Source organism: Spirosoma harenae (genome assembly GCF_054776975.1).
The window spans coordinates 125,854-151,679 of sequence record NZ_BAAHBD010000012.1 but is presented as its reverse complement, the minus strand read 5'-3'; the positions used below and the strand labels follow the sequence as shown (position 1 = coordinate 151,679).

The 25,826-nt window shown below is 44.6% G+C and carries 21 protein-coding genes; 6 read left to right on the top strand and 15 right to left on the bottom strand.

What is annotated here, in order from left to right:
- Positions 1-51: 51 nt before the first annotated feature.
- From ACYVE4_RS18410 to cysS, 8 genes are all read right to left on the bottom strand, one after another.
- Positions 52-2,955, bottom strand: coding sequence for a VCBS repeat-containing protein (locus tag ACYVE4_RS18410; protein WP_461041664.1), 2,904 nt, complete (start codon positions 2,953-2,955; stop codon positions 52-54).
- Positions 2,931-3,335: an FG-GAP repeat domain-containing protein gene (locus ACYVE4_RS18405; RefSeq protein WP_461041663.1), complete on the bottom strand. Its 405-nt coding sequence runs from the start codon at positions 3,333-3,335 to the stop codon at positions 2,931-2,933. Before ACYVE4_RS18405 ends, ACYVE4_RS18410 begins: the two co-directional genes overlap by 25 nt.
- A 67-nt stretch (positions 3,336-3,402) precedes the next feature.
- On the bottom strand, positions 3,403-4,221 hold the full coding sequence (locus ACYVE4_RS18400; protein WP_461041662.1) for a LamG domain-containing protein: 819 nt from the start codon (positions 4,219-4,221) through the stop codon (positions 3,403-3,405).
- A gap of 20 nt (positions 4,222-4,241) precedes the next feature.
- Positions 4,242-5,768 carry a RagB/SusD family nutrient uptake outer membrane protein gene (locus ACYVE4_RS18395; protein WP_461041661.1) on the bottom strand — a complete coding sequence of 509 codons (1,527 nt, stop codon included), beginning with the start codon at positions 5,766-5,768 and terminating at the stop codon, positions 4,242-4,244.
- Between the two features lie 18 nt (positions 5,769-5,786).
- Positions 5,787-8,864 (bottom strand): SusC/RagA family TonB-linked outer membrane protein, encoded by a 3,078-nt coding sequence (locus ACYVE4_RS18390; RefSeq protein ID WP_461041660.1) that lies wholly within the window; start codon positions 8,862-8,864, stop codon positions 5,787-5,789.
- A 534-nt stretch (positions 8,865-9,398) separates the two neighbouring features.
- Positions 9,399-9,821 (bottom strand): hypothetical protein, encoded by a 423-nt coding sequence (locus ACYVE4_RS18385; protein ID WP_461041659.1) that lies wholly within the window; start codon positions 9,819-9,821, stop codon positions 9,399-9,401.
- 3 nt (positions 9,822-9,824) lie between these two features.
- Positions 9,825-10,850 carry a M28 family peptidase gene (locus tag ACYVE4_RS18380; protein ID WP_461041658.1) on the bottom strand — a complete coding sequence of 342 codons (1,026 nt, stop codon included), beginning with the start codon at positions 10,848-10,850 and terminating at the stop codon, positions 9,825-9,827.
- Positions 10,851-10,854: 4 nt separating this feature from the next.
- Positions 10,855-12,348, bottom strand: a complete 1,494-nt coding sequence (cysS, locus tag ACYVE4_RS18375) for a cysteine--tRNA ligase (protein ID WP_461041657.1) — start codon at positions 12,346-12,348, stop codon at positions 10,855-10,857.
- A 256-nt stretch (positions 12,349-12,604) separates the two neighbouring features.
- Between cysS and ACYVE4_RS18370 the strand changes: the two genes are divergently transcribed.
- Together ACYVE4_RS18370 and ACYVE4_RS18365 are read left to right on the top strand one after the other, a co-directional pair.
- Complete coding sequence (locus ACYVE4_RS18370; RefSeq protein ID WP_461041689.1) at positions 12,605-13,801, top strand: hypothetical protein; 1,197 nt, start codon at positions 12,605-12,607, stop codon at positions 13,799-13,801.
- A 42-nt stretch (positions 13,802-13,843) separates the two neighbouring features.
- Entirely contained in the window at positions 13,844-14,761 is a 918-nt protein-coding gene (locus tag ACYVE4_RS18365; protein ID WP_461041656.1) for a PfkB family carbohydrate kinase, read from the top strand.
- A gap of 82 nt (positions 14,762-14,843) precedes the next feature.
- Here ACYVE4_RS18365 and ACYVE4_RS18360 read toward each other — a convergent pair whose 3' ends face one another.
- Positions 14,844-15,656, bottom strand: a complete 813-nt coding sequence (locus ACYVE4_RS18360) for a ferritin-like domain-containing protein (RefSeq protein ID WP_461041655.1) — start codon at positions 15,654-15,656, stop codon at positions 14,844-14,846.
- A 14-nt stretch (positions 15,657-15,670) separates the two neighbouring features.
- A complete protein-coding gene (locus ACYVE4_RS18355; RefSeq protein WP_461041653.1) occupies positions 15,671-16,399 on the bottom strand; it encodes a ferritin-like domain-containing protein in 729 nt (242 codons plus the stop codon).
- Between the two features lie 324 nt (positions 16,400-16,723).
- On the opposite strand from ACYVE4_RS18355, the gene ACYVE4_RS18350 reads away from it, so the two are divergent.
- Positions 16,724-17,488 (top strand): SDR family NAD(P)-dependent oxidoreductase, encoded by a 765-nt coding sequence (locus ACYVE4_RS18350; protein ID WP_461041651.1) that lies wholly within the window; start codon positions 16,724-16,726, stop codon positions 17,486-17,488.
- Between the two features lie 27 nt (positions 17,489-17,515).
- Here the strand turns inward: ACYVE4_RS18350 and ybeY are convergent, their stop codons facing one another.
- Both ybeY and ACYVE4_RS18340 read right to left on the bottom strand, forming a co-directional pair.
- The gene (ybeY, locus tag ACYVE4_RS18345; protein ID WP_461041650.1) at positions 17,516-17,935 is read right to left on the bottom strand and encodes an rRNA maturation RNase YbeY; all 420 of its coding nucleotides are present in this window, start codon (positions 17,933-17,935) and stop codon (positions 17,516-17,518) included.
- Positions 17,932-18,453, bottom strand: coding sequence for a GNAT family N-acetyltransferase (locus tag ACYVE4_RS18340; RefSeq protein ID WP_461041649.1), 522 nt, complete (start codon positions 18,451-18,453; stop codon positions 17,932-17,934). Before ACYVE4_RS18340 ends, ybeY begins: the two co-directional genes overlap by 4 nt.
- A 78-nt stretch (positions 18,454-18,531) precedes the next feature.
- Between ACYVE4_RS18340 and ACYVE4_RS18335 the strand changes: the two genes are divergently transcribed.
- The 3 genes from ACYVE4_RS18335 to bioD all read left to right on the top strand — a co-directional run bounded on the left by ACYVE4_RS18335 (position 18,532) and on the right by bioD (position 21,578).
- Entirely contained in the window at positions 18,532-19,563 is a 1,032-nt protein-coding gene (locus tag ACYVE4_RS18335; protein ID WP_461041648.1) for a zinc-binding dehydrogenase, read from the top strand.
- 177 nt (positions 19,564-19,740) lie between these two features.
- Complete coding sequence (locus ACYVE4_RS18330) at positions 19,741-20,925, top strand: aminotransferase class I/II-fold pyridoxal phosphate-dependent enzyme (RefSeq protein ID WP_461041647.1); 1,185 nt, start codon at positions 19,741-19,743, stop codon at positions 20,923-20,925.
- Between the two features lie 2 nt (positions 20,926-20,927).
- Complete coding sequence (bioD, locus tag ACYVE4_RS18325) at positions 20,928-21,578, top strand: dethiobiotin synthase (RefSeq protein ID WP_461041646.1); 651 nt, start codon at positions 20,928-20,930, stop codon at positions 21,576-21,578.
- On the opposite strand, the gene ACYVE4_RS18320 is transcribed toward bioD, so the two are convergent.
- From ACYVE4_RS18320 to dxs, 3 genes are all read right to left on the bottom strand, one after another.
- A complete protein-coding gene (locus ACYVE4_RS18320; RefSeq protein WP_461041645.1) occupies positions 21,531-22,352 on the bottom strand; it encodes an aminotransferase class IV in 822 nt (273 codons plus the stop codon). The genes bioD and ACYVE4_RS18320 overlap by 48 nt on opposite strands.
- Before the next feature lie 74 nt (positions 22,353-22,426).
- Positions 22,427-23,665: an aspartate kinase gene (locus ACYVE4_RS18315; RefSeq protein WP_461041644.1), complete on the bottom strand. Its 1,239-nt coding sequence runs from the start codon at positions 23,663-23,665 to the stop codon at positions 22,427-22,429.
- Between the two features lie 74 nt (positions 23,666-23,739).
- On the bottom strand, positions 23,740-25,674 hold the full coding sequence (gene dxs, locus ACYVE4_RS18310) for a 1-deoxy-D-xylulose-5-phosphate synthase (protein ID WP_461041643.1): 1,935 nt from the start codon (positions 25,672-25,674) through the stop codon (positions 23,740-23,742).
- Positions 25,675-25,826 lie beyond the last annotated feature (152 nt).

Below are 25,826 nucleotides of genomic sequence, written 5' to 3'. Positions count from 1 at the left end.
GATGTTTCCTGCGTCAGCATGACAAAAAAGGTATCTGAAATAATGCGAAATTTATTTCACCCTGAATATTTCTAAAGGCTTATTATTGAAGGCTACCAAAACCAACTCTTTACCATTCGCTGTCTTTAAACATTTGATATCCCACACTTGTCCGTTGTAGTTGTACAAACTAGGCTGATGCATATAATGTATCGCCTTTTTTGACGCGTCAAGAAGTGCTAAAGGCTGCGCATCATAACGTCCCTCGTAAGGGGTTGAGTCAAGAAAATTACCACCGCATAGATAAACAGTCGGCTTAATTTTTTGAAAGGAAAATATAGGGGCTTTTTGTAAATCCGTAGGCAAATCGGCGACGGTAAAAGCCCCCTTTCCATCGCCGTAACAAACTACCGATCCCATTCTTTCGGCAACTAGTGGATTTACCTGTTCGACAAAACCTAAAAAGGCATCTTTCATTTCCAGGCCAGCAAAATCCGCGTAGCGAGTATAGTGTTTTCTAAGAACGGGTAAGGGACGCTCTAGTTCGTCTTTTGCCAAAAACGGGTATTCTTTACCATGTTGCGTGTAGGATAGAAGCTGGTCTATTTTTCCATTTTGGTCAAAATCTTTTGCATAGAGTTTTACGGGACCGTTTTTATTACTCCAGAACTTTGAATTGTAGCCCCAGTTACCCGCTAAAATGTCGAGATTTCCATCTGAGTTTACATCATCGAGATAAATAGACTGCCACCAGCCTGTGGTTTTGGGGAGAGTAGTTGCCGAAAATTTGCCTTTTTGATTTATAAATACAGTAATTGGCATAAACTCACCCGCTACAAGTAGATCGCTATAGCCATCTTTATTTATGTCGGCAAAGGCCGAAGCGGTAATCATACCCGCGTTTTTCAGTGAAATAATAGATTCGTCGGCTTTATTGAAATGCCCTTTTCCTTTATTTAACAGCAGATACGATTCGCTGATAAGACCATACTTATTCGTTTCGGCAGTTACTCCTACAAACAAATCACTGTCGCCATCTTTATCAACGTCAGCTACGGATACACACGATTTATTGACTAGAATGGAGGGAAGAGCATTGATTGCTTTTTGAAATTTTCCTCCGCCAAGATTCAAATAAAGCCGATCGCCAAGTAACGTATTACCTGTCTCAAATTCGTTGCCACCACTGACTACATATAAGTCTTGCTTGCCATCATTGTTAGCATCAAGGAAAACCGCATCAACGTCTTCGCAAAGGGCATCGGCAGAAAAAACGGCCTCGCTTATTCGCTTAAATGAGCCGTTGGTTTGCTGCAAAAACAAAGCTCCTGCTTGTCCTGATGCTCCGCAAACGTAGAAGTCATCCAAGCCGTCGGCATTGATATCGCCAACGGCAATTTTAGGCCCTCGGGTACTTAGTTTATGGGGAATCAGTGGTTGGGTGTTGTATTCGTTAAACGGGTTTTCTGTGTGTTGCCAATCTATTTTGTATTGAGCCGTGCTATTTTCTAGAATAATTGGCGTTTGCTTAAAAATAAGGCTCTGTGAAAAAGTGCCTTTTGCTTCCCTCTGTTTGACTACGATTGTTTTTGGAAAGGCTATATTTTTTAAAACCTGATACGTTTGATCGGGCCATACGACGAATACACTATCTAAAGTTGAGTTAGATCCAACGCTAAAATGTAACTTACTTTCAGAAGACGACTGAAACCCACGAGTTGCCATGAGTTGCTGGTGCTGCATCTGCCCATTAGCAAAAACGTAGACCTTTGTACCGATCCCAAAGCGGTTCAATTTTGTTCCTTCGCAAGCAATGGAAAATCCTTTTTGTGTTGAGTTATTTCTTAGAATAGTTGCTGGCGCATTAATTCTATTGATGACTAAATCCAGGTCGCCATCATTATCTAAATCGCCGTAGGCAGTGCCGTTGAAATAGCCTTTTAAATCAGCTGTACCAAAGGCTTCGCTTACATCTTTAAAAGCCCCTTTTCCATCACCTTTAAAAATAAATGGATGCGAAGCACCGTCTGGCATTTTATCAAGGGCGTCTTCATCGTACTTATCCGATTTATCCATACCCTTCTGGATATATAAATCAGATATGTATTTCACATAATCCAAATCGACAGGACGTTTAACAATGCCGCTGGAAATGGCTAAATCTTTGTTGCCATCATTATCAAAATCGGCAAATAATGGCGACCAACTCCAGTCGGTAGCCGATATAGCCGCCATTAAACCAACCTCGCTAAAACTTTCGCCATTTCCATTGTTTTGTTGAAGGCAATTTCTGGAAGATTGATGCTGATAACCGTTCGAGATAATTTTGTATTGATACGAGTCAGAATTTTCGTCGCTCCCGTACGTTTTAAGTACTTTTTCGTCGTCAGGCAGCATGTCAACGGTTATAAGATCTAAATCACCGTCGTTGTCATAATCGGCTGCATCATTACCCATACTAAAGCGACTGTAATGCCGAAAATGACTTTCCCCACTTTCTACAAAAAAGCCTTTGCCACTATTTAAATAGTAATAATCGTTTTCGTGAAAATCATTGCCGATATAGACATCGTCCCAGCCATCATTATTAAAATCGCCCACCGAAATACCTAGCCCATAGCCCAGATTTCCCTGATAAATACCGACATCTTTACTGATATCGGTAAACTTTTTCCCACCCTCATTTCTATAAAATCGGTCGCCCGAAAGCGGGTTAAATTCGGTTCGATTGGTAGCGGGACGAATATTTTGATTGGGTTGTAATGATTGATTGAGCAGGTAACAATCTAAATCACCGTCGTGGTCGAAATCAAAAAAGGCAGCCTGGGTAGAATGTCCTGAAAAATTAAGTCCATATTCTGCCGATTTTTCGCTGAAGCTTGGTACCCCCTTACTGCTTTTGCCAGTATTTATAAAGAGCTCGTTATGCCCCTGTAAACCCCGTTGCTGGCTTACTGCACACTGATAAATATCCAACACCCATCGCCATTTACATCCGCCATCGTGACGCCCGTAGCCCAATCAGCGGTGCCACTAACCCCGGCTTTGGCTGTAATATCCTCAAATTGAAACTCACCTTTATTCAGATATAGCCTATTGCCGCCCTTGTTGTTCGCAGAGAAATAGACATCCTGCAAACCATCGTTATTTATATCGCCAATAGCTACTCCGCCACCGTTATAGTAATAGAGGTAGTAGAGGATACCAAATAGCGGTTTTTCGAGAGGGTTATTAACAAAGTCTATGTTCGTTTCGGAAGGCAGTAGTTCGGTAAATAAACTAGTCTGGTCTTTGTTGAATTTGCAGGAAGCGACTAGTGAAGTGAAAAGACTGAAAAAAATAATACCCTTTTTCATTTTAGCGGAGTAAGCCAATAAAAAAAGAGACTGTTATTAGCAGTCTCTTTTTTTATGAAATGAAGAACTACTGTTTTTTGATATATAGCTCAGTTATTTCAGCTGCAGAAAGCGCTTTGCTATATAATCGGAATTGATCGATAGAGCCTTCAAAAGGCACCATCCAGCTATCATTAGCTGCGCCTGTTGCGATACCGGGAGGAGAACCGATCACAAATTTTGTTGATTTAGATAAATCCGCCTTACCCAAATTCGCATCGCCTTTCTTCAACGTAAATGTTTTAGGCAGTGATTTTCCATCCACATAAATCGATAATAACGATGTTGTTTCGTTATACGTCATTGCCCAGTGATGCCACTGGTTGTCCATTACACCGAGAATACGATCTTCTCCCTCAAACGTACACCAGTTATCAAATACGTAGAATTTCGTTGTTAAAAGACCACCGTTCGATTGCCCTTTATCTTCATGCAATTGAAAAAAGCTGGACGTACTAAAAACGCCCGCTGTCGATGGATTCGAGAAAAAGAAGTGCGCTCCGGCTAAGGTCGGCTCTCCCATTTTTGCCCAGTACGAAACCGAAAAACTAGTAGAGTTTTTAAAGTCATTACTGGTTTTGAACAGGGCTGCACTGGTGCTCTTTTTCAGTTCAATAGCTTTTCCATTTACACCATCAACAAAAGCCACGTCGGTACTGCTACCAATCGCTTTTTTAAGATCCTCGACAAGGTTATTATCTAAAGGAGCATAAAACTTTAAGTCGCCTGCGATAGGAGAATCGGTTTGATAATCGCCTAAAACGGGTTTGTCCATTTTCTGGCAACCTGTAAATGCAACCAGCGACAGGCCTGCCAGGAGAGTATAACTGCAAAATGATGTTTTCATGGTTGATCGTCGATTAGAAATTACCACTCCGGATTCTGAATTAATACCCCATTCGACTTGTCGATTTCGGGCTGGGGGATTGGCATATAACGGTGTCTGTTCGTGTACCCTAAAGGACCCAGTTCTTTAAGGGCATCACCCCATCGGACTAAATCGTAGAAGCGTACTCCTTCCATGGCCAACTCCACTCGTCTTTCGTGCTTTATGGCCGCTCGCATTTGTGTTTGATCGCTGAAAACAACTTTGGGGAGAACATCCGTTTTCCCGGCTCGCGCCCGAGCTCTGACTTGCTCCAAATACTGCTCGGCTTTTCCGCCAGCTCCCGTTTCGTTTGCGGCTTCGGCAGCCATCAACAGCACATCGGCATACCGTAACATTCGTTTGTTTGGCCAGGGAGCATCGTAGGTATTGAAGCCTAACGACTTTTTGTAGGCTTCGTCAACATAAACTTTTTTGTTCCAGTACTTGCGTTCCATAGGCCCTGCAGGATTGTCGAATTTCGATGCAGGTAATATGCGCCCGTACCCTCCATACGTTGGATCGTCGGATTCGCCAGAAACCAAAACGGTCGAATTTTTTCGGATATCGCCTTTTTCATAGGCATCCACCAGTTTTTGTGTAGGCACGTTCCAGCCCCATCCTAAATTCCATGATGGAATACCAGGGTCTCGTATGCCCTGCGAGGTAGCCCAAGCCATCCCATAATCACCATTTCCGCTGGTAAAGACATCGTTTTGCAACTCCCAAATCGATTCAGATGAATTTTCGCCTTCTTCCTTAAATACCTTATGATAGGTCGGCAGTAGAGCGTATTGCCCTGAATTAATGACTAGTTCAGAGGACGTTAGCGCGAGAGGGTAATTTTTAGTCCACAAAGCGACCCTCGCCCGGAGTGCATTAGCGGCCCCTTTCGTTAGGCGCCCCGCAAATTTGGGCTCCCAATTTAAGGGCAGCGTAGTTGCGGCATAGTCCAGATCATCGTCAATTAATTTATAGATCGCTGTGACGGGAGATTTGGCAACATTTGCGTCACTCGCTTTTTTGACCTGAAAGTCGATTAAGGGCACTTCGCCATACGCTCTAACCAAATTGAAATACGCCCAACCTCTAAAAAACCGAGCCTCTGCCAGATTAACTTTTGTTGCATCATCGGTAAGATCTTGCTCCTTGGCTACCTGCAACGCTGTATTGGCTTGATTTATCAGCGTATAGTGATCCGCCCAATAATTGTTGGTTGCCCAGTGGTCTTTGGTATACTGAAAATCGTCAGCAATCGAGCCGTAATCTTTACCATCAGATAGACTGCTTCCTTTTTCTGAGTCGTCGTCGCGAAAGTTTTCGAACGTCATGGCCGGAAGAACACTGATGACATTGCCTCTCAGAAAACTATACAAACCGTAAATCTGGCCACTTACACCGCCCTGGTTAAGGTCTTGAAGAGTAGCGGTTAATGGCTTTTTATCTAAAAAATTCTCCTTACAAGCGCCTGCTGCGTAGATCATCGGAATGATCAGGAGATAGGGTATGAGTCTAAATTTTTCTCTCATTTTCTTGAAGGTTTTAGCTTAAAAGGTGAGGTTAATGCCAAAGGTGGTGATAACAGGTATGGCTCCACCACCAGAATCATTACCGATGCTGATCGATGCATTTTTATCCCCATTTGACGTTTTCGCTGACCCAAATTCAGGGGTATATCCAGAATTGTTTGCCCAGGTTTTCACATTCTGGACGTTAATAAAGGCTCTCAGATTCTGCATGTTGAGCTTATCCAAAACCAGACGGGGGAAGTTGTATCCCAATTGCAGATTTCGTATTCGGAAATAGGAGCCATCTTCAACGGCTAGCGTGGAGTTTTGGTAGTTGATCCGATGGTCGGCTCCTAAAATGGGCTGCCAGTTAGATGTTCCAGCCCCGTGCCATCTGTTCAGTTGGAAGGCAGCATAATTCACGCGTTGGAACTCTGACTCAGTACTGTTCCAGAGCCGGTAAATTTCATTACCATAAACGCCCTGAACTTTAACGCCCAGATCAAATCCTTTGTACTTGACACTTACATTACCACCGTACATAAAGTCGGGGGTGGGGTTACCGATCATCGTGCGGTCGTTGGCATCTACTTTACCATCGCCATTGACATCCCGGAATTTCACGTCGCCGGGTTTTACTGCACCTAATCCGACGACATCGGGCGAGGCTGCGATATCTGCTTCTGACTGATATAAGCCGTCCACCGTATAGCCATAGAAATAGGCTAGTGGAAGTCCCTGGGTTACGCGGTTTACGCCATTCACGATAGCAAAGTCATTAGAAACCAACGAAAGAACTTTGTTATTCAGGGTTGTGAAATTGCCCCCAATGCTCATCGACAGATCTTTCCCGATGGATTGTGTCCAGGTTGCGGATAATTCAAAGCCTCGACTTCGAACGCTGCCAATGTTGGTTAGTCCATCCTGCGCACCGTTTACACCCGGAATGATCGTCATCAAATCTTTTGATTCCCGATTGTAATAGGCAGCATCAACACTTAATCGGTTATTAAGTGCTACCAATTCTAGGCCGAATTCGGTCGACAAAATGGTTTCCCAATGAAGCTTGGGATCTGGAAGATATTCCTGCGAATAGGCTGGATAGAGGTTTCCGCCAAATACGCCCGAGTTGCTGCTTTTTAAACCCGGATAAGCTGGATAATCATACCCATACGTATTTTGATTACCTAACTGGCCGTACGAACCTTTGACTTTCAGGTAATTGATATATCGGTTGTTTTTCAGGAAGTCTTCGCTGGTCACTTCCCAGGCAGCACCGACTGCATAGAAGTCTTGCCATCTGTAATCAGGTAGGAACGCCGAAGAACCGTCTCGTCGGTAAGACGCTGATAGATAGTACTTGTGGTCGTAATTATACATACCCCTGAACAAGTATGATAAGGTGCTTCGTTGATTTTGCCAGGTACTTCCGGCCACAATTCGCATGGAGTTGGGATCGCCAAAACCGTTATTCAAATACCAAAATCGCTCGTCGTTTGGAATGGGCAATGAAGCCGCATCCGTTCCCTGTTTTACAATACCGCCCGTCGATACATTATCAACCTCATAGGTAGTTGCCCCGGCAGTTCCGGCAATATTGTGCTTGCCGTTTATGGTTTTGGTGTAGTTCAGGATATAATCCTGCTGGAACTTTTTGTAGGTGGCATCGCTTTGTTCAACCTGCGTTAAACCAACTGAAAATGGTTCAATTTTACCCGTGATCGGATAATAAGCATCGTAGCGGCCATTGTAATTTCTGTTATTGACAGTGCTGTAATCGCCATACCAGGTTGCTCTGAAATTGAAGTTTTTCAGGAACGAAACTTCGGCAAACAAGCTACCGACGATGCGATTCTCGAGTATTTTTTGTGTCTGTGGCTCATTTGTAATTGCCAATAACGGATTGACGATACCTGAGTTTTGAAAGGGTGGCAACATCGACGGAGTTACGCCATCCGGCCCATAGGGATTGGCAATTGGTACGGCTCGTCGGGCCTGCTCTAATTGAGCATTGGCATCACTCCAGGGGCTGTTTTGGCGCATTGCCGAAACATTTACGCCCATCTTAAAGAACTTTGTTAACGTTACTTCGTCGTTGAAGGAAAGCAGAACCTTCGTCAGCTTCTGGCCTTTAATAATGCCTTCGTCGCTTGTGTGGCCGATGCCAAATTTCAGCCTGTTTTTTTCTGTCGCGCTGGTAATGCTCAGGTTATTGGCGCTGAATATGCCGGTTCTGGTAACCTGATCGATCCAGTTTGTATTGCCGGTCCAGGGCGTGTAATCGAATACGCTGGCATCGCCTATATTTCTCCGTTCTTCTTCATACAATTCCCGAAACTGGGCAGCATCAACCATCTCAATTCGCTTGCTCAGTTTTTTGAAGCCATACATTGAATTAATGTTTACCGACAACTTACCTGCTTTCGCTTTTTTGGTCGTAATAGCAATGACACCATTAGCTCCGCGCACACCAAAAATGGCCAGTGAGGATGCATCTTTTAAAACCTCAATCGACTCAATATCACTAGGATTAATGTAGCTGATATCGTCGTTGAAAATTCCATCGACCAGGTATAAGGGCCGGGTGGTCCCTGTACTGACAGTCCCTCTGATTCGGATGTCAGGTCCCTGACCGGGTGTACCGCTATTTGTTACTTGTACGCCCGATGCCTTTCCCTGTAACGAACTTAACGGATTAACATTCGGCTTTTCGGCTACTTCATCGCCGTTGATTTTTACAGCGGTGCCGGTCAAATCTCGTTTTTTGGCCGTGCCATAGCCAATGACAACTACTTCGTTTAAAGTTTTGGCGTCCTCTTGCAGCGTTACATTTATGACGCTTTGACTCCCTACAACCACTTCAGTTGGCAGGTAATTGACAAACGAAAAAGCTAATGTTGCTCTGAGTGAGGTTTTAATCGTGTAGTTTCCATCAATATCACTGACTACACCTGAACCTGTTCCTTTTATTCGAATGGTAACACTTGGTAATCCTTCTCCTGTAGCTGCGTCAGTTACACGTCCTGAAACAGTCATTTCCTGGGCAAACGCCATACTTGCTATTAGCCAGAAGCCAAAGAAGTACAACAAATTCCTCGTAACTAATTTTTTCACCATAGTCATTCGCTTCTAAATAAGTACCTGGGGTTTTGGGGTTAAACGATTTCATAAAATGATTGAGAAGAGGATTTTAAGATCGGTTTATGGCTAAATGATAGCAGAACAGTCTCACGCTGGATGGATATCTTTTGACTCCAGCCAGAAAAAATGTCCAAGAAATAGTTGGTACTGTGATTGTAAAATACAGAGTGATTAAGTAAGCCTAATTCAGCGAGTAAGAGTATACTAAAATCAATTTAAGTAGCTGTATTTTAACTGTAAAGAGGATAAGTTAACTCTGTTTTTAGGAGCAAAACGACTGATGTTTCTGCCTTCCAGCCCATTAGACAACGAGTTGAAATTTGGTCACTATTTTGTATTTTATTTGGCTATAAAAACCAGAGCAGAGGTGATACTTGGCTGTATATATTTCTTGAATATGTATTCTCCATTCTCGTCAATCGACGGGTAGAGGTAGGTATAAAAAAGCCCTTAAATCGTTGTTGAAAACGACTTAAGGGCTCGGTAAAATTTCAGACTTGAAAACTCTATTTATGGGATTCCATTCTGAAACGTAATTTCTGTAGCTAAACCAATGGCACTCATCCGAATGGCTACAGATCGGCTAGTGGATTTCGTTGCTGGTTGATCGCAGTGAATGCCTTTCTCCAGAAAATAAATGTAAAATTTCTGATTACGGTCGACAAGCTGATTAATGTCAGGTCGACCAAGTAAGTCGCCAATTTCGTTTGCGCTTTTGCCTTTCAAGTTCTGAACTTCTGCTTTAAAATCGGATAGGAGCGTGGCTCGAATGTCATTACAGCCACCACGATCTCCCCGCCATTTTTTCAGATCAAGCTTACCAAACTGATCAGGTGCTGAACTACAGCCTAAGCAGCTTATTAGTAAAGTAATAATGAACAAATAGCCTTGTTGTTGGCGATCACTCTTTCGCACTTTCACTCTTTCGCTCATTGGTTACTCTTCATTATAAAGAACCTGCAATAGCGTTTGGCCAACTGCTTTCAATGTTCCCCGGTCAATATTGGTCATGTTGTCTTCTGCCGTGTGCCAGGCTGGAAAAAACCCACCCGTACCAATGTTCGTGTGAATAATGTCGATCATGGGGATTTTAGCAATTGTGTTCGGCGCTACATGGTCATCTGTAATTTGCCCGCCGGGCGTATCGACAAAATATTGGCTGTAGCCACCCTGACTAGCTGTTTGCCAAACATTGTTAACTACACTTGGCGCAAACTGCATCGAAAGACCTTCTTTTGCGAACGTAGCTCCCTTAGCCCCAACCATGTCCAATAAAATCCCGTAATAGGCTGAATAACCCGGTTTATGCAGGTTCTTTGCCCAATAGCGAGAACCTAAACAGAAACCAATGTAATCGAATTGATTACCACTAGCTTGCTCAAAATCGTTACTGGCTTTTTCGCCATTTCCCCAATCTTCAGCATCAAAGAAAATGATATCAATACCAACGTTTGGCTTTTGAGTACTTTGCTGAATCGTGCGGGCCAGTTCCAGTAAAACACCAACACCACTCGCTCCATCGTTGGCGGCTGTAACCGGTTTCGACTGATCAGCCTTATCGGGATCCTGGTCGGCATGCGGGCGCGAATCCCAGTGCGATGCCAGTACAATTCGCTTGGTCGCTTTCGGATTGATGCTGCCAATAATATTAAGCGCGTTCAATTTCTTACCGTCCCAGGTACTGGCAACAAAGGATTGTTGAGTCACCTCACAACCGAACTGTTTCAATTTGTTTACCAAATAATTACCCGTCTGCGTATGAGCAGGTGTATTCGGAACGCGCGGGCCAAATTTTACTTGCTGCTCAATATAAACGTAAGCTGAATCAGCATTAAACGCTGGTGCTGAAACGGTCTTTTTTTCAGTTGTCTGCGTCGTATCACTTTGCGACTGCTTGGTTTTGCAGGCGCTGGTTGCTAATAGCACAAGGGCTATTGAATAAACAAGAATGGATTTAGTCATTTGGTTACTCTTCATACGCCCAGTCGATCTGGTGTTTCATGTCTTTAATCGCTAACCCCTGGGCTTTGAAATACGAGCGAATCTGGTCTACTTTATCATACTGGCGTTGCTCTTTGTATTCCCGATAAAGGGTTAGTAAACCTTCCAGAACAGGCTGATTTTGTGTCCCCTCTTCGGTTAGCCCGAGCACGTCCTGCATGAACGATACAAACGACTCTTTCAGCAAGTTGAATACTTCTTCACCAAGAGCAGACGCCTGAAGCTGATTCAGGTACAGCATATTGATGTATTTCAGCAACGTAAACAACTGCGCAATACCAACGGCTGTGTTGAGGTCATCATTCATAGCCTCGTAGAACTGCTGAACTGCCTGCCGGATGTCCTGTTGCTTTTCTTCGCTTACCGAGCCAGAATCATCCTGACTGGCTGGATAGGTCAACGTTTTGACGATGCGTAACCCATTCGCCAATCGGCGGTAGCCTTTTTGAGCGGCTTTCAGGGCGTCATTCGAAAAATCAAGCGTACTGCGATAGTGCGATTGAAGCATGAAGAACCGAACCGTCATTGGGCTGTAGGGCTGGTCGAGTAGGGGGTGACTACCAGCAAATAACTCGGCTGGCAGAAATGAATTCCCCAATGATTTCGACATTTTCTGTCCGTTGACAGTCAGCATATTAGAGTGCATCCAATAGCGAACGGGATCGTGACCGGTTAAGCCTGCTCCCTGTGCAATTTCGCATTCGTGGTGCGGAAATTTTAAGTCCATTCCACCACCGTGAATATCGAATTGCTTGCCTAAATATTTGGTACTCATGCAACTGCACTCAAGATGCCAACCCGGAAAACCTTCACCCCAGGGCGAATTCCAGCGCATCAGGTGTTCGGGTGCTGCGTTTTTCCAGATCGCGAAATCGAGCGGATTTCGTTTCTCCGATTGGCCGTCCAGTTCGCGGGTTTCGTTTAGAAGATCATCCAGAATCCGGCCTGAGAGCTTTCCATAATTACCTCCTCGTTTATTATAAGTCTCAATATCGAAATAAACCGAACCGTTGGATTCATAGGCTAATCCATTCGCCAACAAAGCCTGAACCGCTTCAATCTGTTCGACCATATGGCCCGTAGCTGTCGGTTCGATACTGGGCGAAAACGTATTAAATTGAGCCATAACCTTATGGAAATCATTCGTAAAGCGCTGGACAATTTCCATTGGCTCTACTTTTTCCAGCTTGGCCATTCGCCCAATTTTATCTTCACCTTCGTCGCCATCGCCAACCAAATGGCCTACGTCGGTCAGGTTACGCACGTACCGGACTTTATAGCCGATAAATGTCAGATAGCGATAGAGCGTGTCGAAGGTGAGAAACGTACGGACGTTACCCAGGTGAACGTAATTATAAACTGTTGGGCCGCAGACATACATACCTACGTAAGGCGCGTTGATCGGTTCAAACAGTTCTTTTTTGCGGGAAAGCGTATTATAAAGATGGAGGGGTTGCATTGTTGCTTGACTATTTCAGAGATACAGATAACAGAATTTTACTGCCGGATGGCTATATGAAAGCAAATACTGTGCTCAACAACAACAGCTTGTTGAGGTAAAGAGGTTTCCCTCAATCTGTATAGACGAAATGCTTCGGTTCATGACGGCGAAGTTACGGATTGTTCAGCGGAAAACAGTAGCTAACTCATATGACCCGAAGGTTTTGGCTATATTCGCGTTTTGTTTTTGACAATCGACCCGCTTGAATTCAGGAATGCAGGTAGTTGAGGTGGGCGCAAATGCCCAATATCAGAAAGAATTTATTCAGTTTCCCGTACGACTTTATCGAGCCGATTCATGCTGGATTCGTCCGCTGGATACTGATGTGGAAGAAATCTTTGATCCTGCTCGGAACAAGCGTTTCGAACATGGTGAATGCATTCGCTATCTACTATTAAACGATAAAAAAGAAACCCTTGGGCGAATAGCGGCCTTCGTTGATTACGAAATTGCCAATCTCGACAATGATCAGCCAACGGGCGGAGTTGGCTTTTTCGAGTGTATAAATGATCAAAAGGCTGCTTTTGCGCTGTTCGACGCCGGAAAAGCCTGGTTGCAGAGCAAGGGGATGGAAGCGATGGATGGACCAATCAATTTTGGTGATCGCGACCGATGGTGGGGGCTATTGGTCGACGGGTTTGATCGCGAGCCGAACTATTGCATGCCGTATACAAAGCCCTATTACATTCCGTTTTTTGAGAACTACGGCTTTCAGGATTACTTCAAACAGTTTACGTTTGGGATTCCTACAACCTGGTCGAAGCTTGTCGATATGTCGCAGGCGGTGAAAGACCGGGCGCAACGGATCTATCAAAATCCGGATTATAGCTTTCGAACGATTGATAAAAAGCATCTTCCGGCAGCTGCTGAGCAATTTCGACATATATACAATGCCGCTTGGGGAGGGCACAGTGGCGTAAAAGAGATGTCAGCCGAGCAGGCACAGTTGTTGATGAGCAAATTGAAACCTGTTATCGACGAAAAAATCATCTACTTCGCGTATTATCTGGATGAGCCGGTTGCCTTTTTTGTTTGCCTGCCCGAACTCAATCAGGTATTCAAACATGTAAATGGGAAGCTTGATTTAATCGGGAAGTTGAAGTTTCTCTGGCATATGGTCTTGAAAACCAATCATAAAGCCTTTGGCGTAGTGTTTGGTGTAGCGCCAGAGCATCAGGGAAAAGGCGTCGAAGCCGCCATTGCACTTCGGATGCCCCACGAAGCCGATCATAATCCTAATTTTCAATACACTGAGCTGGAAATGAACTGGGTCGGCGATTTCAATCCAATTATGGTACGCTTTGTGAGTCAATTAGGCTCGAAGATTGTCAAAACCCATATTACCTACCGGAAATTGTTCGACGAAAGCAAACCGTTTAAACGCTGCCCCGTCATCGGGCGGAAAAAATAAGTTTATGGAATACCGTAAACTATAAACTGAAAACTTATAAATATGAGCTTACTGACCGTTGGTTCCGTCGCGTTCGACGCCCTGGAAACCCCATTTGGCAAAACTGACAAGATTATCGGTGGTGCTGCTACGTACATTACTTTATCGGCATCCTATTTTGTTAAGGAAAATAACTTGGTTGCTGTTGTGGGTGATGATTTTCCACAATCCATGATCGACGATCTTCAGAACCACGGCATTAACACTGAAGGGCTTGAAATTCGGAAAGGAGAAAAAACCTTCTTTTGGTCGGGTAAATATCACAACGACATGAACTCCCGCGATACGGTGGAAGTCCAGTTGAATGTGATGGGTGATTTCAATCCAATTGTTCCCGATTCGTATCAGGATTGCGACTATTTGATGTTGGGCAATACCTCTCCAGCTGTTCAGAGCCTGGTGATCGATCGTTTACACAATCGCCCAAAACTGATTGTGCTAGATACAATGAACCTTTGGATTGAAATTGCTAATCCAGACCTTATGGCGTTGCTCAAACGAGTTGATGTGCTGGTGCTGAATGATGAGGAAGCGCGTATGCTCACTCACGAATATTCGTTAGTACGGGCGGCAGCCAAGATTCAGGGTATGGGCCCCAAAACAGTTATTATCAAAAAAGGTGAACATGGTGCGCTGCTGTTTAGTGAAGGGAAAATCTTCTTCGCTCCAGCCCTGCCATTAGAAGAAGTGTTTGACCCAACCGGCGCGGGCGATACGTTTGCCGGAGGATTTATCGGTTATATCGCTAAAACCGACGATGCGTCGTTCGACAATATGAAACGTGCCATCATTTACGGTTCAGCCATGGCGTCGTTCTGCGTTGAAAAGTTTGGTACAGAGCGCATTATGAATCTGACACAGGAGGAAATTCAGGCGCGAGTAGCTGAGTTTGTTACACTATCGGCTTTCGGCCTCAATTGACGTATTTTATACATCCAATAAATAAAATAAGCCGCTAGATCACACTAGCGGCTTATTTTATTGAACGAATTACTGCGATTTATTAAGCAACAATGAAAAGGCTTGCGATTTTAGTTGCATCCTCTTTGCTTAGTGGCTCATCAAAAGCTTCTGTAATCATATCAGTAGTGATCAGCGAATTACCAGCCAAAGCCGTTACCAGGTTGGCACCACCTTGGGTAGTGTTGTCTTCACCAGCATAAACAGCGTTTGTAACATCTGGAAGCCCTGACATAGCAGCTGTTCCACCTGTAATCCAGCCTTTTTGTCCACGGATATTACGCACCCGAGCCGCGTGAGCCGCTTCGGTAGCGTGAATTCGAAGAGCTGCTTCCAGAATAGGCTTATTCTCCATCAGATTAGCAGCCTGACCTTTATAGGCCCGTACGCCAGTATCTTCAAATGCCTGAGAAACAGCAGCAAAGGTTTGGAAATTTCTGAATACGTCCGAAAACGTGCCTTTCGCCGTGAAATCGAATCTAGGCTCTGTGATTGCTTTTGAGCCTAATACAGATTTCAGTAAAACAACGTGAGCTAATTCATGACGACGGATATATTCGAACGCGGGTTTATACATGTTAGGAATCATGGAAAGGTTAGTTCCCGCATCGTAGAAACGCCATTCCAGATACTCCAGCGTAAGGGCAAAGTTCAGCACATCGGCAACTTTGTCCGACAAGGTGCTACCCTGGCCATAGGCTTTATTCAGAGCTGAAGCCATTACAGCAGGAGCTGCAACAGCGATGGTTTTTTTCGTCAGAGCACTAAACAAACCCCGACGCGAGACGTGGGCTAAGCGGTCTAGAACCTCACCATCCACTTTCTCAAGTTCGCTAATAAGATTTTGTAAGTTCATTGGAATTGAGAGATTTAGGCGAGGCTAGCCACTAATGCGCTGGCGTCGATGGTTTCAAGAATGTAACTCTGTGCAATTGGTAATACTTTCGTTGGCTCCATAGCCAAGTGAAGAGCACCTTCTGGTGTTACGATCGATTCCCCAGCGAAGGCCGTCATATTTGGGAAGCGCATTTCGCGGATAATCGAGCTATGGCGCGTTTCAACCGAAACGATTTTACCCGCCAGGGTCAGATAGCCAGCATCTTTGATGTATTTACCAGCGCCGTTGTAGGCACCGACACCCGTATCTTCAAAGGCCGAAGCCGCAATCAATACAGCGTTACGGTCGTTGAAATCAATGCTACTGAAGTTGAACGTAAGCGTTGGAACGGCACCACCTAAGGCTAACTTAAACAGTTCGCGGTGAACAATTTCGTGGCCACGGATATCTGTCCAAAGTTGCCGGTCTGCCGACGACATATTGGGGTATGGCTTGGCAAGAACCATTTCGTAGAAAGCAGCTTCGAGCTGTTCCAGAACGTAGGCGAAGCCAAGAATACCAACATCACCAGTTGGTAATTTAACTGTTTCACCAGCTGCACGAGCACTGCCAGAAGGAATCAAATAATTGTCGCTTGCTTGAGAACAGGCCGTTAGCAGACCACCGGTTACGGCTGCCGCTCCCGCTGTCCGCAAAAACGACCGCCGACTAGCCGCGATCCCTGATGGGGTTGTGTCGGGTCGATTAGTAACGTTTTCCATTGAGTGAATTTTGTTAGGAGATGAGTCTTAGTCGTTTATCAACGAAGACGGCTATATCTACGCGACCTTGGAAATAAAGGATTTTGCTTTTTTTATAAAAGAGTATAAATCCTAAAAAATTGCAATCGTAATACGCTACTAACTATAGTTATATCTATTGGTTAGGTAAAAACTTCTTAGAAAAATACAAATTAAAAAATTAATAACTTTCATTTTTTACTCACGTATTACATCTTAATAGCAAGTCACCTAACGATCTATACGTTACCAAAAGCGGCCAATTAATCTTATTTTGCTATACCGTTAACCTTATCGTCAGAACTTATGACAAATTTCACTAATCAGGTTGTGTTTATTACAGGAGCAGGATCTGGAATAGGCCGGGCCACAGCATTAGCGTTTGCTCATGCGAAAGCACGGATTGTCGTCGCTGAAATCAACGAAGTAAGTGGTCGGGAAACGGTCGAGAAAATCCGCCAAATAGGAGGGGAGGCTCTATTTATTTCCTGCGATGTAGCTGATCCAATACAAATAGAATCGGCTATTCAGCAGACGGTTACGCACTATGGACGGCTGGATATAGGCATTAACAATGCCGGTATTGGGGGAAAATACGGACGACTGACTGAGCAGACAAAAGAAGATTTCGACCAGATGATGGCTGTAAATGTGGGGGGCGTTTTTTACGGAATGAAAGCGCAAATTCGGCAAATGTTGACCCAAAAGGATACAGGTGGAAAAATTGTCAATGTATCAAGCATTGCAGGCGTACGCGGAATGGCGATGGGAGCGCCTTATAGTGCATCAAAACACGCAGTAATTGGATTGACCAAGACAGCCGCGCTGGAATATGTCCGCCAGAACATACGTATTAATGCCATTTGCCCGGTCTACACACACTCCGCAATGGTAGACGAATTATTTTTGACCGCTCCTGGCATGGAAGAAAAAATGCGCAAGCGGATTCCCATTGGCCGATTGGGAGAGCCTGAAGAAATTGCTCAGGCGATTCTATGGTTATGTTCCGATGAAAATGGCTTTTTCACCGGCCAGGCTATTCAGTTAGACGGTGGCCTAACGGCTGGTTAATCGGAAATGACTATAAATGCCTGGTAGTCAGGATTTATATTGGCTAAGCCATTCCTCTTCTTTAGCCCGCATCTGAGCTTCTTCCTGATCAGTTTTGTCGCCGTAGCCGCACAGATGGAGAAGACCGTGCGCGATCACCCGATGCATTTCCTGCTCAACCGGAACGCCTAATTGAGTTGCATTATCGGCTACCCGATCGACACTAATAAAAATATCACCTTCTATTTTTCCCTCCTCTTCACTCTGATCGAATGTAATAATGTCCGTGTAATAATCGTGTTCGAGATAATCCCGATTGACCTGCAATACGTATTCATCCGAACAGAAAATATAGTTTAAATCGCCTACACTATAGCCTTCTTTGGCTGCCTGCTGTTTCAGCCATTGGCGAACGACTGGTTTTTGGGCAAGTTTATAGGGCGCATCTTCACTAAAAAAACGAATCATACTAATGTTTTTATGTCAGTCCAAACATATCGATAGCAGTCCGAAAAGCTACCATCGGGGTTTGGCATCGAAACTAATTCATGATTAACGCCACCTAAAGCGTCGTATACTTTCTGTGCACGAGTGTTGTCCACCAACACCCATAAATAAAGCCCCATTTTGGGAAATTGGTCGAAAGACCAACGAGCTGCCGACCGGACAAGTTCTCCACCAATACCCTGACCTTGTTGGTTTTTATGTACATGCAAATTGTCAAGTAAGGTTCCCCAAACGGGGTGCTCGTCAGAATAAGCGCAGACAAATCCACAAAGTTTATTGTCGGATTCCGCTACGACAACGTATTGATCGGGCGTAGGCTGCTGTAGTCGTTGTTGCCAAACCGTTCGTCTATTTTCAGAAACAGGCCCATTCAGGAAGTCATCACTCCAAATACCTCTGTAATTTTGTTGCCAGCTAAGACTATGTAGTTGAGCAATTGGCTCAGCATCGGCCGAAGTAGCTGATCGATACGTTATCATCGTCCCAAAATTTAGTTGGACAAATGTAAATGGTCAGACATGGTCTCACAACTTCCGGTTTTAATTCTGAATGAACCTATGAAAGCCATCCTTCTTCCCGCCATTCATCAGCCTGTTCAGCTTATCGATGCGCCTATACCTGTAGCCGAGCCCGGAAAGGTACTTGTAAAGTTGAAAGCCGCTGCGCTCAATCACCGGGATGTTTACATTCAGCAAGGTTTGTATCCAGCTATAAAACTCCCTGTCATTTTAGGCTCAGATGGATCTGGTGTTGTAGAGGAAGTTGGAGAAGGCGTTGATCAGTCGTGGATTGGCCAATCGGTTGTGATCAATCCGGCTATGTATTGGGGAGATAATCCGAAATTTTACGGGGCTAATTTTCGAATACTAGGTATGCCGGAGAACGGTACATTTGCTGACTATGTGGCCGTCGGTGCTGAATACATCCATCCTAAACCAGCCCATCTTTCGTTTGAACAAGCCGCTGCACTCCCTTTAGCGGGCCTAACTGCCTGGCGGGCCCTTATTACGCGGGCGAGTTTAAATTCTCAGCAAGGGAGTATTCCGGAAAAGGTGCTGGTGACGGGTATTGGCGGGGGGGCAGCTTTGTTTGCCTTACAGTTTGCTGTGGCTGTTGGTGCCGAAGTTTGGGTTACGTCTGGCTCCGAGGAAAAACTGGCCGACGTACAGAAAATGGGCATACGTGGAAGTATGAATTACCGCCAACCTGATTGGCATAAAGCCTTAATGGCACAAACTGGTGGAGGTCGGCAGGGCTATTTCGATGTTATTATCGACAGTGCTGGCGGGCCAAGTTTTGCGAAATTGATCGATGTGGCAGCACCAGGTGGACGAATTGCTTTTTTTGGCGGAACGACTGGCAATATTACCGACATCGTGCCGCCAAAAGTTTTCTTCAAACAGTTATCAATTTTCGGAACGACGATGGGTACAGAAAGCGAATTTAAGGCGATGATTAATTTGGTAAACGACAAACGGATTGTACCTGTAATTGACGAAATCTTTCCTCTGTCAGCTATCGAACAAGCCATGCAAAAAATGGATGGTGGGCATCAATTTGGCAAAATTGTTCTTTCTATTTCGGAGTAGTGACAAGATTTCTGCCATGCTCTTGTGGATAACTATCATCGATTAAACGCTAGATATAGATATTTTCCTGTTTACGAGAAAGTTATCCACATTTACTTTGTGGATAACTTTAAGCTTATGCACATTTTGGCTCGGGAAGGTCGGTTAGTATATAAAAGCTAATTTACCTTTGTAATTATGTTTACATTGACTTATTCAACTACGCAAGCCATATCCGAACGATTAGCAACGTATCAACAGAATGGGCTTTTACGCCAACTACGCGTAGCCGACGGGTTTGTTGATTTCTGCTCAAACGATTACCTCGGGTTTGCCCGATCAACGGAACTTAAAGTTTTACTTCAACAAGCGGATGCCGCCCATGTGGAGTCAGGTATAGGTGCAACGGGTTCGCGACTTTTAGCTGGTCAGACAGCACTAGCGGATCAGGTTGAGCGAGAACTAGCCGCCTTTTACCGCGCCGAATCTGCCCTTATTTTCAATTCCGGTTATGACGCGAATCTAGGCTTGCTATCCTGCCTTCCTAAATCAGGTGATACACTTCTAACCGATGAGCTAATTCACGCCAGTATGATTGATGGGGCAAGACTTAGTTATGCTACCCGACATCGTTTTCGGCATAATGATCTGGATGACTTAGAAACGAAGCTAAAAGAAGCCAACTTAACCAGGCAAAACGGACAAATATTTGTAGCCGTAGAGTCAGTCTATTCAATGGATGGCGATGTAACTCCTCTAGCCGCCTTAGCTGATCTGTGCGACCGATATGAAGCAGGCTTATTGGTTGATGAAGCACACGCGAGCGGTTTGTATGGGCCAAATGGGGAAGGATTAGTCGTGGCTATGGGTTTGCAGGATCGTGTACTGGCGCGGGTTCATACATTCGGTAAAGCCTTGGGCGTGCACGGTGCTGCAATTCTTGGCCCTGGGGTACTGCGCGAATACCTAATCAACTTTGCCCGACCATTTATTTATACAACAGCCCTGCCTCCACATAGCCTGCTAGCCATTCAATGTGCACACCAATACTTAACAAGACAGCCGAGTAATCGTACACAAGTTTTCAAGCAACTCGGGTATTTCCAGCAATGCGTGGCCAAAAAATTACCTGCTTCTGTCTGGATAGACAGTCAATCGCCGATTCAATGTTTGCTCGTTCCGGGGAATGATCAGGCTCGATTGATTGCTACTGAAGCGCAGGCTGTGAATCTTGATGTACGCGCCATTTTAAGCCCGACTGTTCCGGCTGGTCAGGAGCGGTTGCGGTTGTGCGTACATGCGTTTAATACAACAGAACAAATTGATCAATTAATTGACGTGCTGAAAGCGACATTAGTCGCTAATCCAATGAATAAATTTTGATTATGGCTACTCAACTCATCGTTGCAGGTATCGGGACGGAAATTGGAAAAACTGTAGCTTCGGCTGCACTAGTCGAAGCATTACAGGCAGATTATTGGAAGCCGATCCAGTCAGGAGCTTTAGAGGATTCAGATACGAATACAGTTCGTCAGCTTATTCGTAATTCAAAATCCCAGTTTCATTCGGAAGCTTATCGACTGACACAACCGTTGTCACCTCATGCTGCTGCTGAACTGGATGGTGTAGAAATCGAATTAGATACGATTAATTTACCACAGACAACGAATGCGCTAGTTGTTGAATTGGCTGGTGGATTGATGGTTCCGCTCAACAATCAAGACTTAAATGTTGACCTGATCGAGCGACTAAATTTGCCTGTCGTGCTGGTATCCCGAAACTATTTGGGCAGTATCAACCATACACTCTTGTCGGTTGAAGCCTGCCTAAGTCGTCGGATTAATGTACTGGGTATTCTATTTAATGGACCAACCGTTCCGGCAACGGAATCCTTTATTCTGAATTATACGGGTTTACCCTGCATCGGGAGAATAGGGCAGGAGCAGACAATCACGCCAGAGGTGATTTATCAATACGCGACATCTCTATTACCAGGTCTTAATCAGATCGTTGAAGCGTTCCAGGAGAAATTTTGATTTTGGACCGGGATTGCCATCACCAATGGTTAAATCACCAATCTGGACAATAGGCAGTACTTTTTTTGTTGAGCTGGTTGTAAAAGCTTCATCGGCATCGTAAAGCTCGGACAGCAGCAAAGGGCGCTCTTCAACCCAAAAATCAGACTGAGCCAGTTGGATAATCGTTCGGCGAGTTATTCCGTGCAGAATATGCTGGTTTGGTGTAATCAGCCGATCTCCTTTGACCAGAAAGAAATTACTCCGACTCAATTCGCTAATCTGTCCACCTTTTTGGTACAATAAATCAGATGCACCAGCCGATTTAATAGCCTGAGCCATCAAAATCACCCGTTTATAATCTGTACTTTTCACCTCCGCCATTTCCCGGACGTACTCATCCAAAATGACCTTGATGCCTTGTTCGTATTGGATAGGTGATACAGGATGAATCGATTCGGTGAGAATAAGTAAGTTAGGCCGTTCAATTGTAATACTATCAGCTGAATAACCACCCGTCATAATAAATCGAAACGCGACATCAGATCCGCCACCGCGCTCAATTAAGTCCATCAGAATGCTATACGTTTCCTCTTTACCGAGTTGTAAAGGCAAATGCATTCTCGAAGCGGAATTCTGAAATCGCTCCCAATACCAATCCCACTGAAATGGCCGGCCATTATACGTTAGGAAGTAGTCAAATAAACCATATCCACGTAATAGACTCAGATCGGTAACGCCGACGGCCAGTTGGTCGGTGGGTGCGATGGTGCCGTTGAAATAGCCGTAGTGCATAAAAATGATATTTTACTTAGTTCAAAGATAGGGAAGGTGGTAAAGTTATACCAACTAAAAAGACAGCAGTTACGTTATCCCAAATCCTTCACAACCAGCTGAGCCGTATAGCGACTTTTCTGTTCCAGCAATAATTTTTTATTGACTACTACGCGATCAATCGTCTTTTGGTCATAGTGGCGAATGGTAATCAACTCCAATCCTTCGTTATAATTGACCTTGAAATCCTGTTTCAATTGATCTAATAAAGCAGGCACGCGATCAGGGTTATTATCCACAACAACCGAAAAACTAATCGCCGTATTTTGCATTAAATTCATTTTAACGCCTGCCTTGGCAAATTGCCCAAAAATCCGGCTTAGATTTTCTTCAGCGATAAAGGAAAAATCGTTTGGATGAAGCGAAATCAACACCTGGTTGATTTTGAAAATGAATGATGGTGTTGATAGTGATTGCTTGTAATTACCAATTGCCGATCCAGGCAAATCTGGCGTTATGAAGGACCGCACATAAAGAGGAACATTCTTGTTCTGCAGCGGTTTAATAGTTTTCGGATGAATTACGGTTGCCCCGTAATAGGCTAGTTCAATAGCATCCTGATAAGTCAATTGGTCTAGTCGAACCGTTTGATCGAACCATTTAGGATCGGCATTGAATACTCCTGGTACATCTTTCCAGATTGTAACGCTTTCAGCATCGAGGCAATGCGCAAAAACAGCGGCCGTATAATCTGATCCATCGCGACCAAGCGTAATCGTCCGACCGTCGGCAGTGTGACCAATAAATCCCTGCGTGATTGTAATACCATCCCGTTTTACGTATTGCTGAATCGATACCTTTGTTTTATCCCAATCGATTCGTCCCTCCCGAAAGGTTGTATCTGTGGAAATAAGCTTACGTGCATCTACCCATTCTACAGCTACGAATTGTTGAGTATAAGCTGTAACAATCTGAGTTGATATGATTTCCCCTTGCGCAACAATCCGATCATAGATTTCATCGTAGTTGCCAGCAATAGGGTTTGATAAATAGGTTTCTAATTCGGTAAACGTTTGATAGACGGCACTAAAATCACCTATTAATTCTGCTATGATAGTAGTATGGTAGCTATAAATAGACGCTAGAATCTCACGGGCTTCTTCAGCTCTTTGAGCTACGTAGGCCCGAACCAGCGTCTCCAGCGCATTCGTTGTTTTACCCATTGCCGAAATAACAACGACGGTATTTTGGGCTTGCGTGCGAATTATTTCGGCTACATTACGAACACCCGCTGCATCTTTTACGGAGGCCCCACCAAACTTGAAAACATTCATAAGCAAAAAAGACAGGATTACAGGCTTATCAGACTAATGTCCAATAACCCTGTAATCCTGTCAGAAATAAATGATTAAACTGCTACTTTTTGACCTGTAAAGAGCAATTCCCGAACAGCTTCGGCAATGCCTTGTGGATCAAAACCGCATTCTCGGTGGAGTTCGAGTTGTTCGCCATGCTCGATTACGGCATCAGGAATACCCAGGCGTTTTACTCGAGCGGTGTAACCGTGTTCGGCCATAAACTCCAGAACTGCACTACCAAAGCCGCCCATCAAACAACCATCTTCAATAGTTAAAACGCGATCAAAACGGCTAAAAATTTTATGCAGCAACTCTTCATCCAGCGGTTTCACATAGCGCATATCGAAATGGGCAGGTCGAATGCCTTCTTTGGCTAGCATTTGAGAAGCCTCAACAGCATAGTTTCCTATATGGCCGATTGTCAGAATGGCAACATTTTCGCCATCGGCAATCATCCGCCCTTTCCCAATTACCTGCTTTTCGAGTGGAGTACGCCAGTTAGGCATAACGCCTTCACCCCGTGGATATCGGATCGTAAATGCTCGTTTCCCTTGTTGTATCTCGTCGGATTGAGCGGTGAACATCATATTCCGTAATTCCTGCTCATTCATCGGTGCGGCCACGATCATATTGGGAACGCAGCGCATAAACGCCAGATCGTAGGCTCCGTGGTGAGTTGGGCCATCAGCACCCGCAAATCCGGCTCGATCGAGACAGAAAATAACCGGTAACTCCTGGATACATACGTCGTGAATAACCTGATCGTAGGCTCGCTGCATGAACGTCGAATAGATGTTGCAGAAGACAACTTCTCCCTGCGTAGCCATCCCTGCCGAGAAGGTTACGGCATGTTGTTCAGCAATACCTACATCGAAAGCACGCTTTGGCATGGCTTTCATCATGATATTCATCGACGAACCCGATGGCATAGCGGGTGTTACACCAACGATTCGAGGATTTTGCTCAGCCAATTCAACGAGTGTGTTGCCAAATACGTCCTGATATTTAGGCGGCTGAGGTGTATCATATATTTTCTTTTGAATGACACCCGTAACCTTGTCGAATAGGCCGGGCGCATGCCATTTCGTCTGATCTTTTTCGGCAGGAGCGTATCCTTTTCCTTTTACCGTTAGAACATGCAGAAGCTTGGGACCGGGGATATGCTTAAGATCAGCTAAAACACTTACTAAGTGATCGATATCATGCCCATCAATAGGACCAAAATAGCGCAGATGCAGCGATTCAAATAAGTTGCTTTGCTCCAGCAACGAACTCTTTATTCCCGATTGAACCTGTGAGACGAGCTCCTGAGCGGTTTTGCCCAGTTTATCCATCTTACCGAGCAAATTCCAGACTTCGTCTTTTACCCGATTATAGGTTTGCGAAGTCGTAATATCAGTCAGGTACTCGCGTAGCGCACCAACGTTCGGATCGATGCTCATACAATTGTCATTCAACACGATCAGCAGATTGCTGTCAGTTGCACCCGCATGATTCATCCCTTCGAAAGCTTCACCGGCCGTCATAGCACCATCGCCGATAACGGCAATGTGATTTCGCTGCGTGTTACCCTGCAATTGCGAAGCAACAGCCATGCCTAGAGCCGCTGAAATAGAGGTAGATGAGTGTCCAACGCCAAACGAATCATAAGGACTTTCTTTGCGTTTCGGGAAACCCGAAAGTCCTTTATAGAACCGGTTGGTATGAAATTTATCGCGCCGACCCGTCAGAATTTTGTGTCCATAAGCCTGATGGCCAACGTCCCAAACTAACTGATCGTCAGGTGTATTAAAAACATAATGTAAGGCAACGGTCAGCTCCACTACGCCCAAACTAGCGCCGAAATGGCCGCCGTAGACTGAAACATCGTCAATAATAAACTGACGAAGTTCATCAGCAACTTGAGGTAAGCGAGATTTATCGAGTTTACGAAGATCGTCGGGGGTATTGATAGTGGCCAGAAGGCTGCCAGGGGTAATCAGCATGATGGTAGCAGGTAAACGTCTGTCTTACAACACCTGTACAGAATAGAATGTTCTGTCAGAAACTTGCTCACTGTGTTTAGGCAACGAAGCTACTACATTTTTTTGATAACTATAAAAAATCTAATCCTCTGGGCCTCTGTATATATACGGAG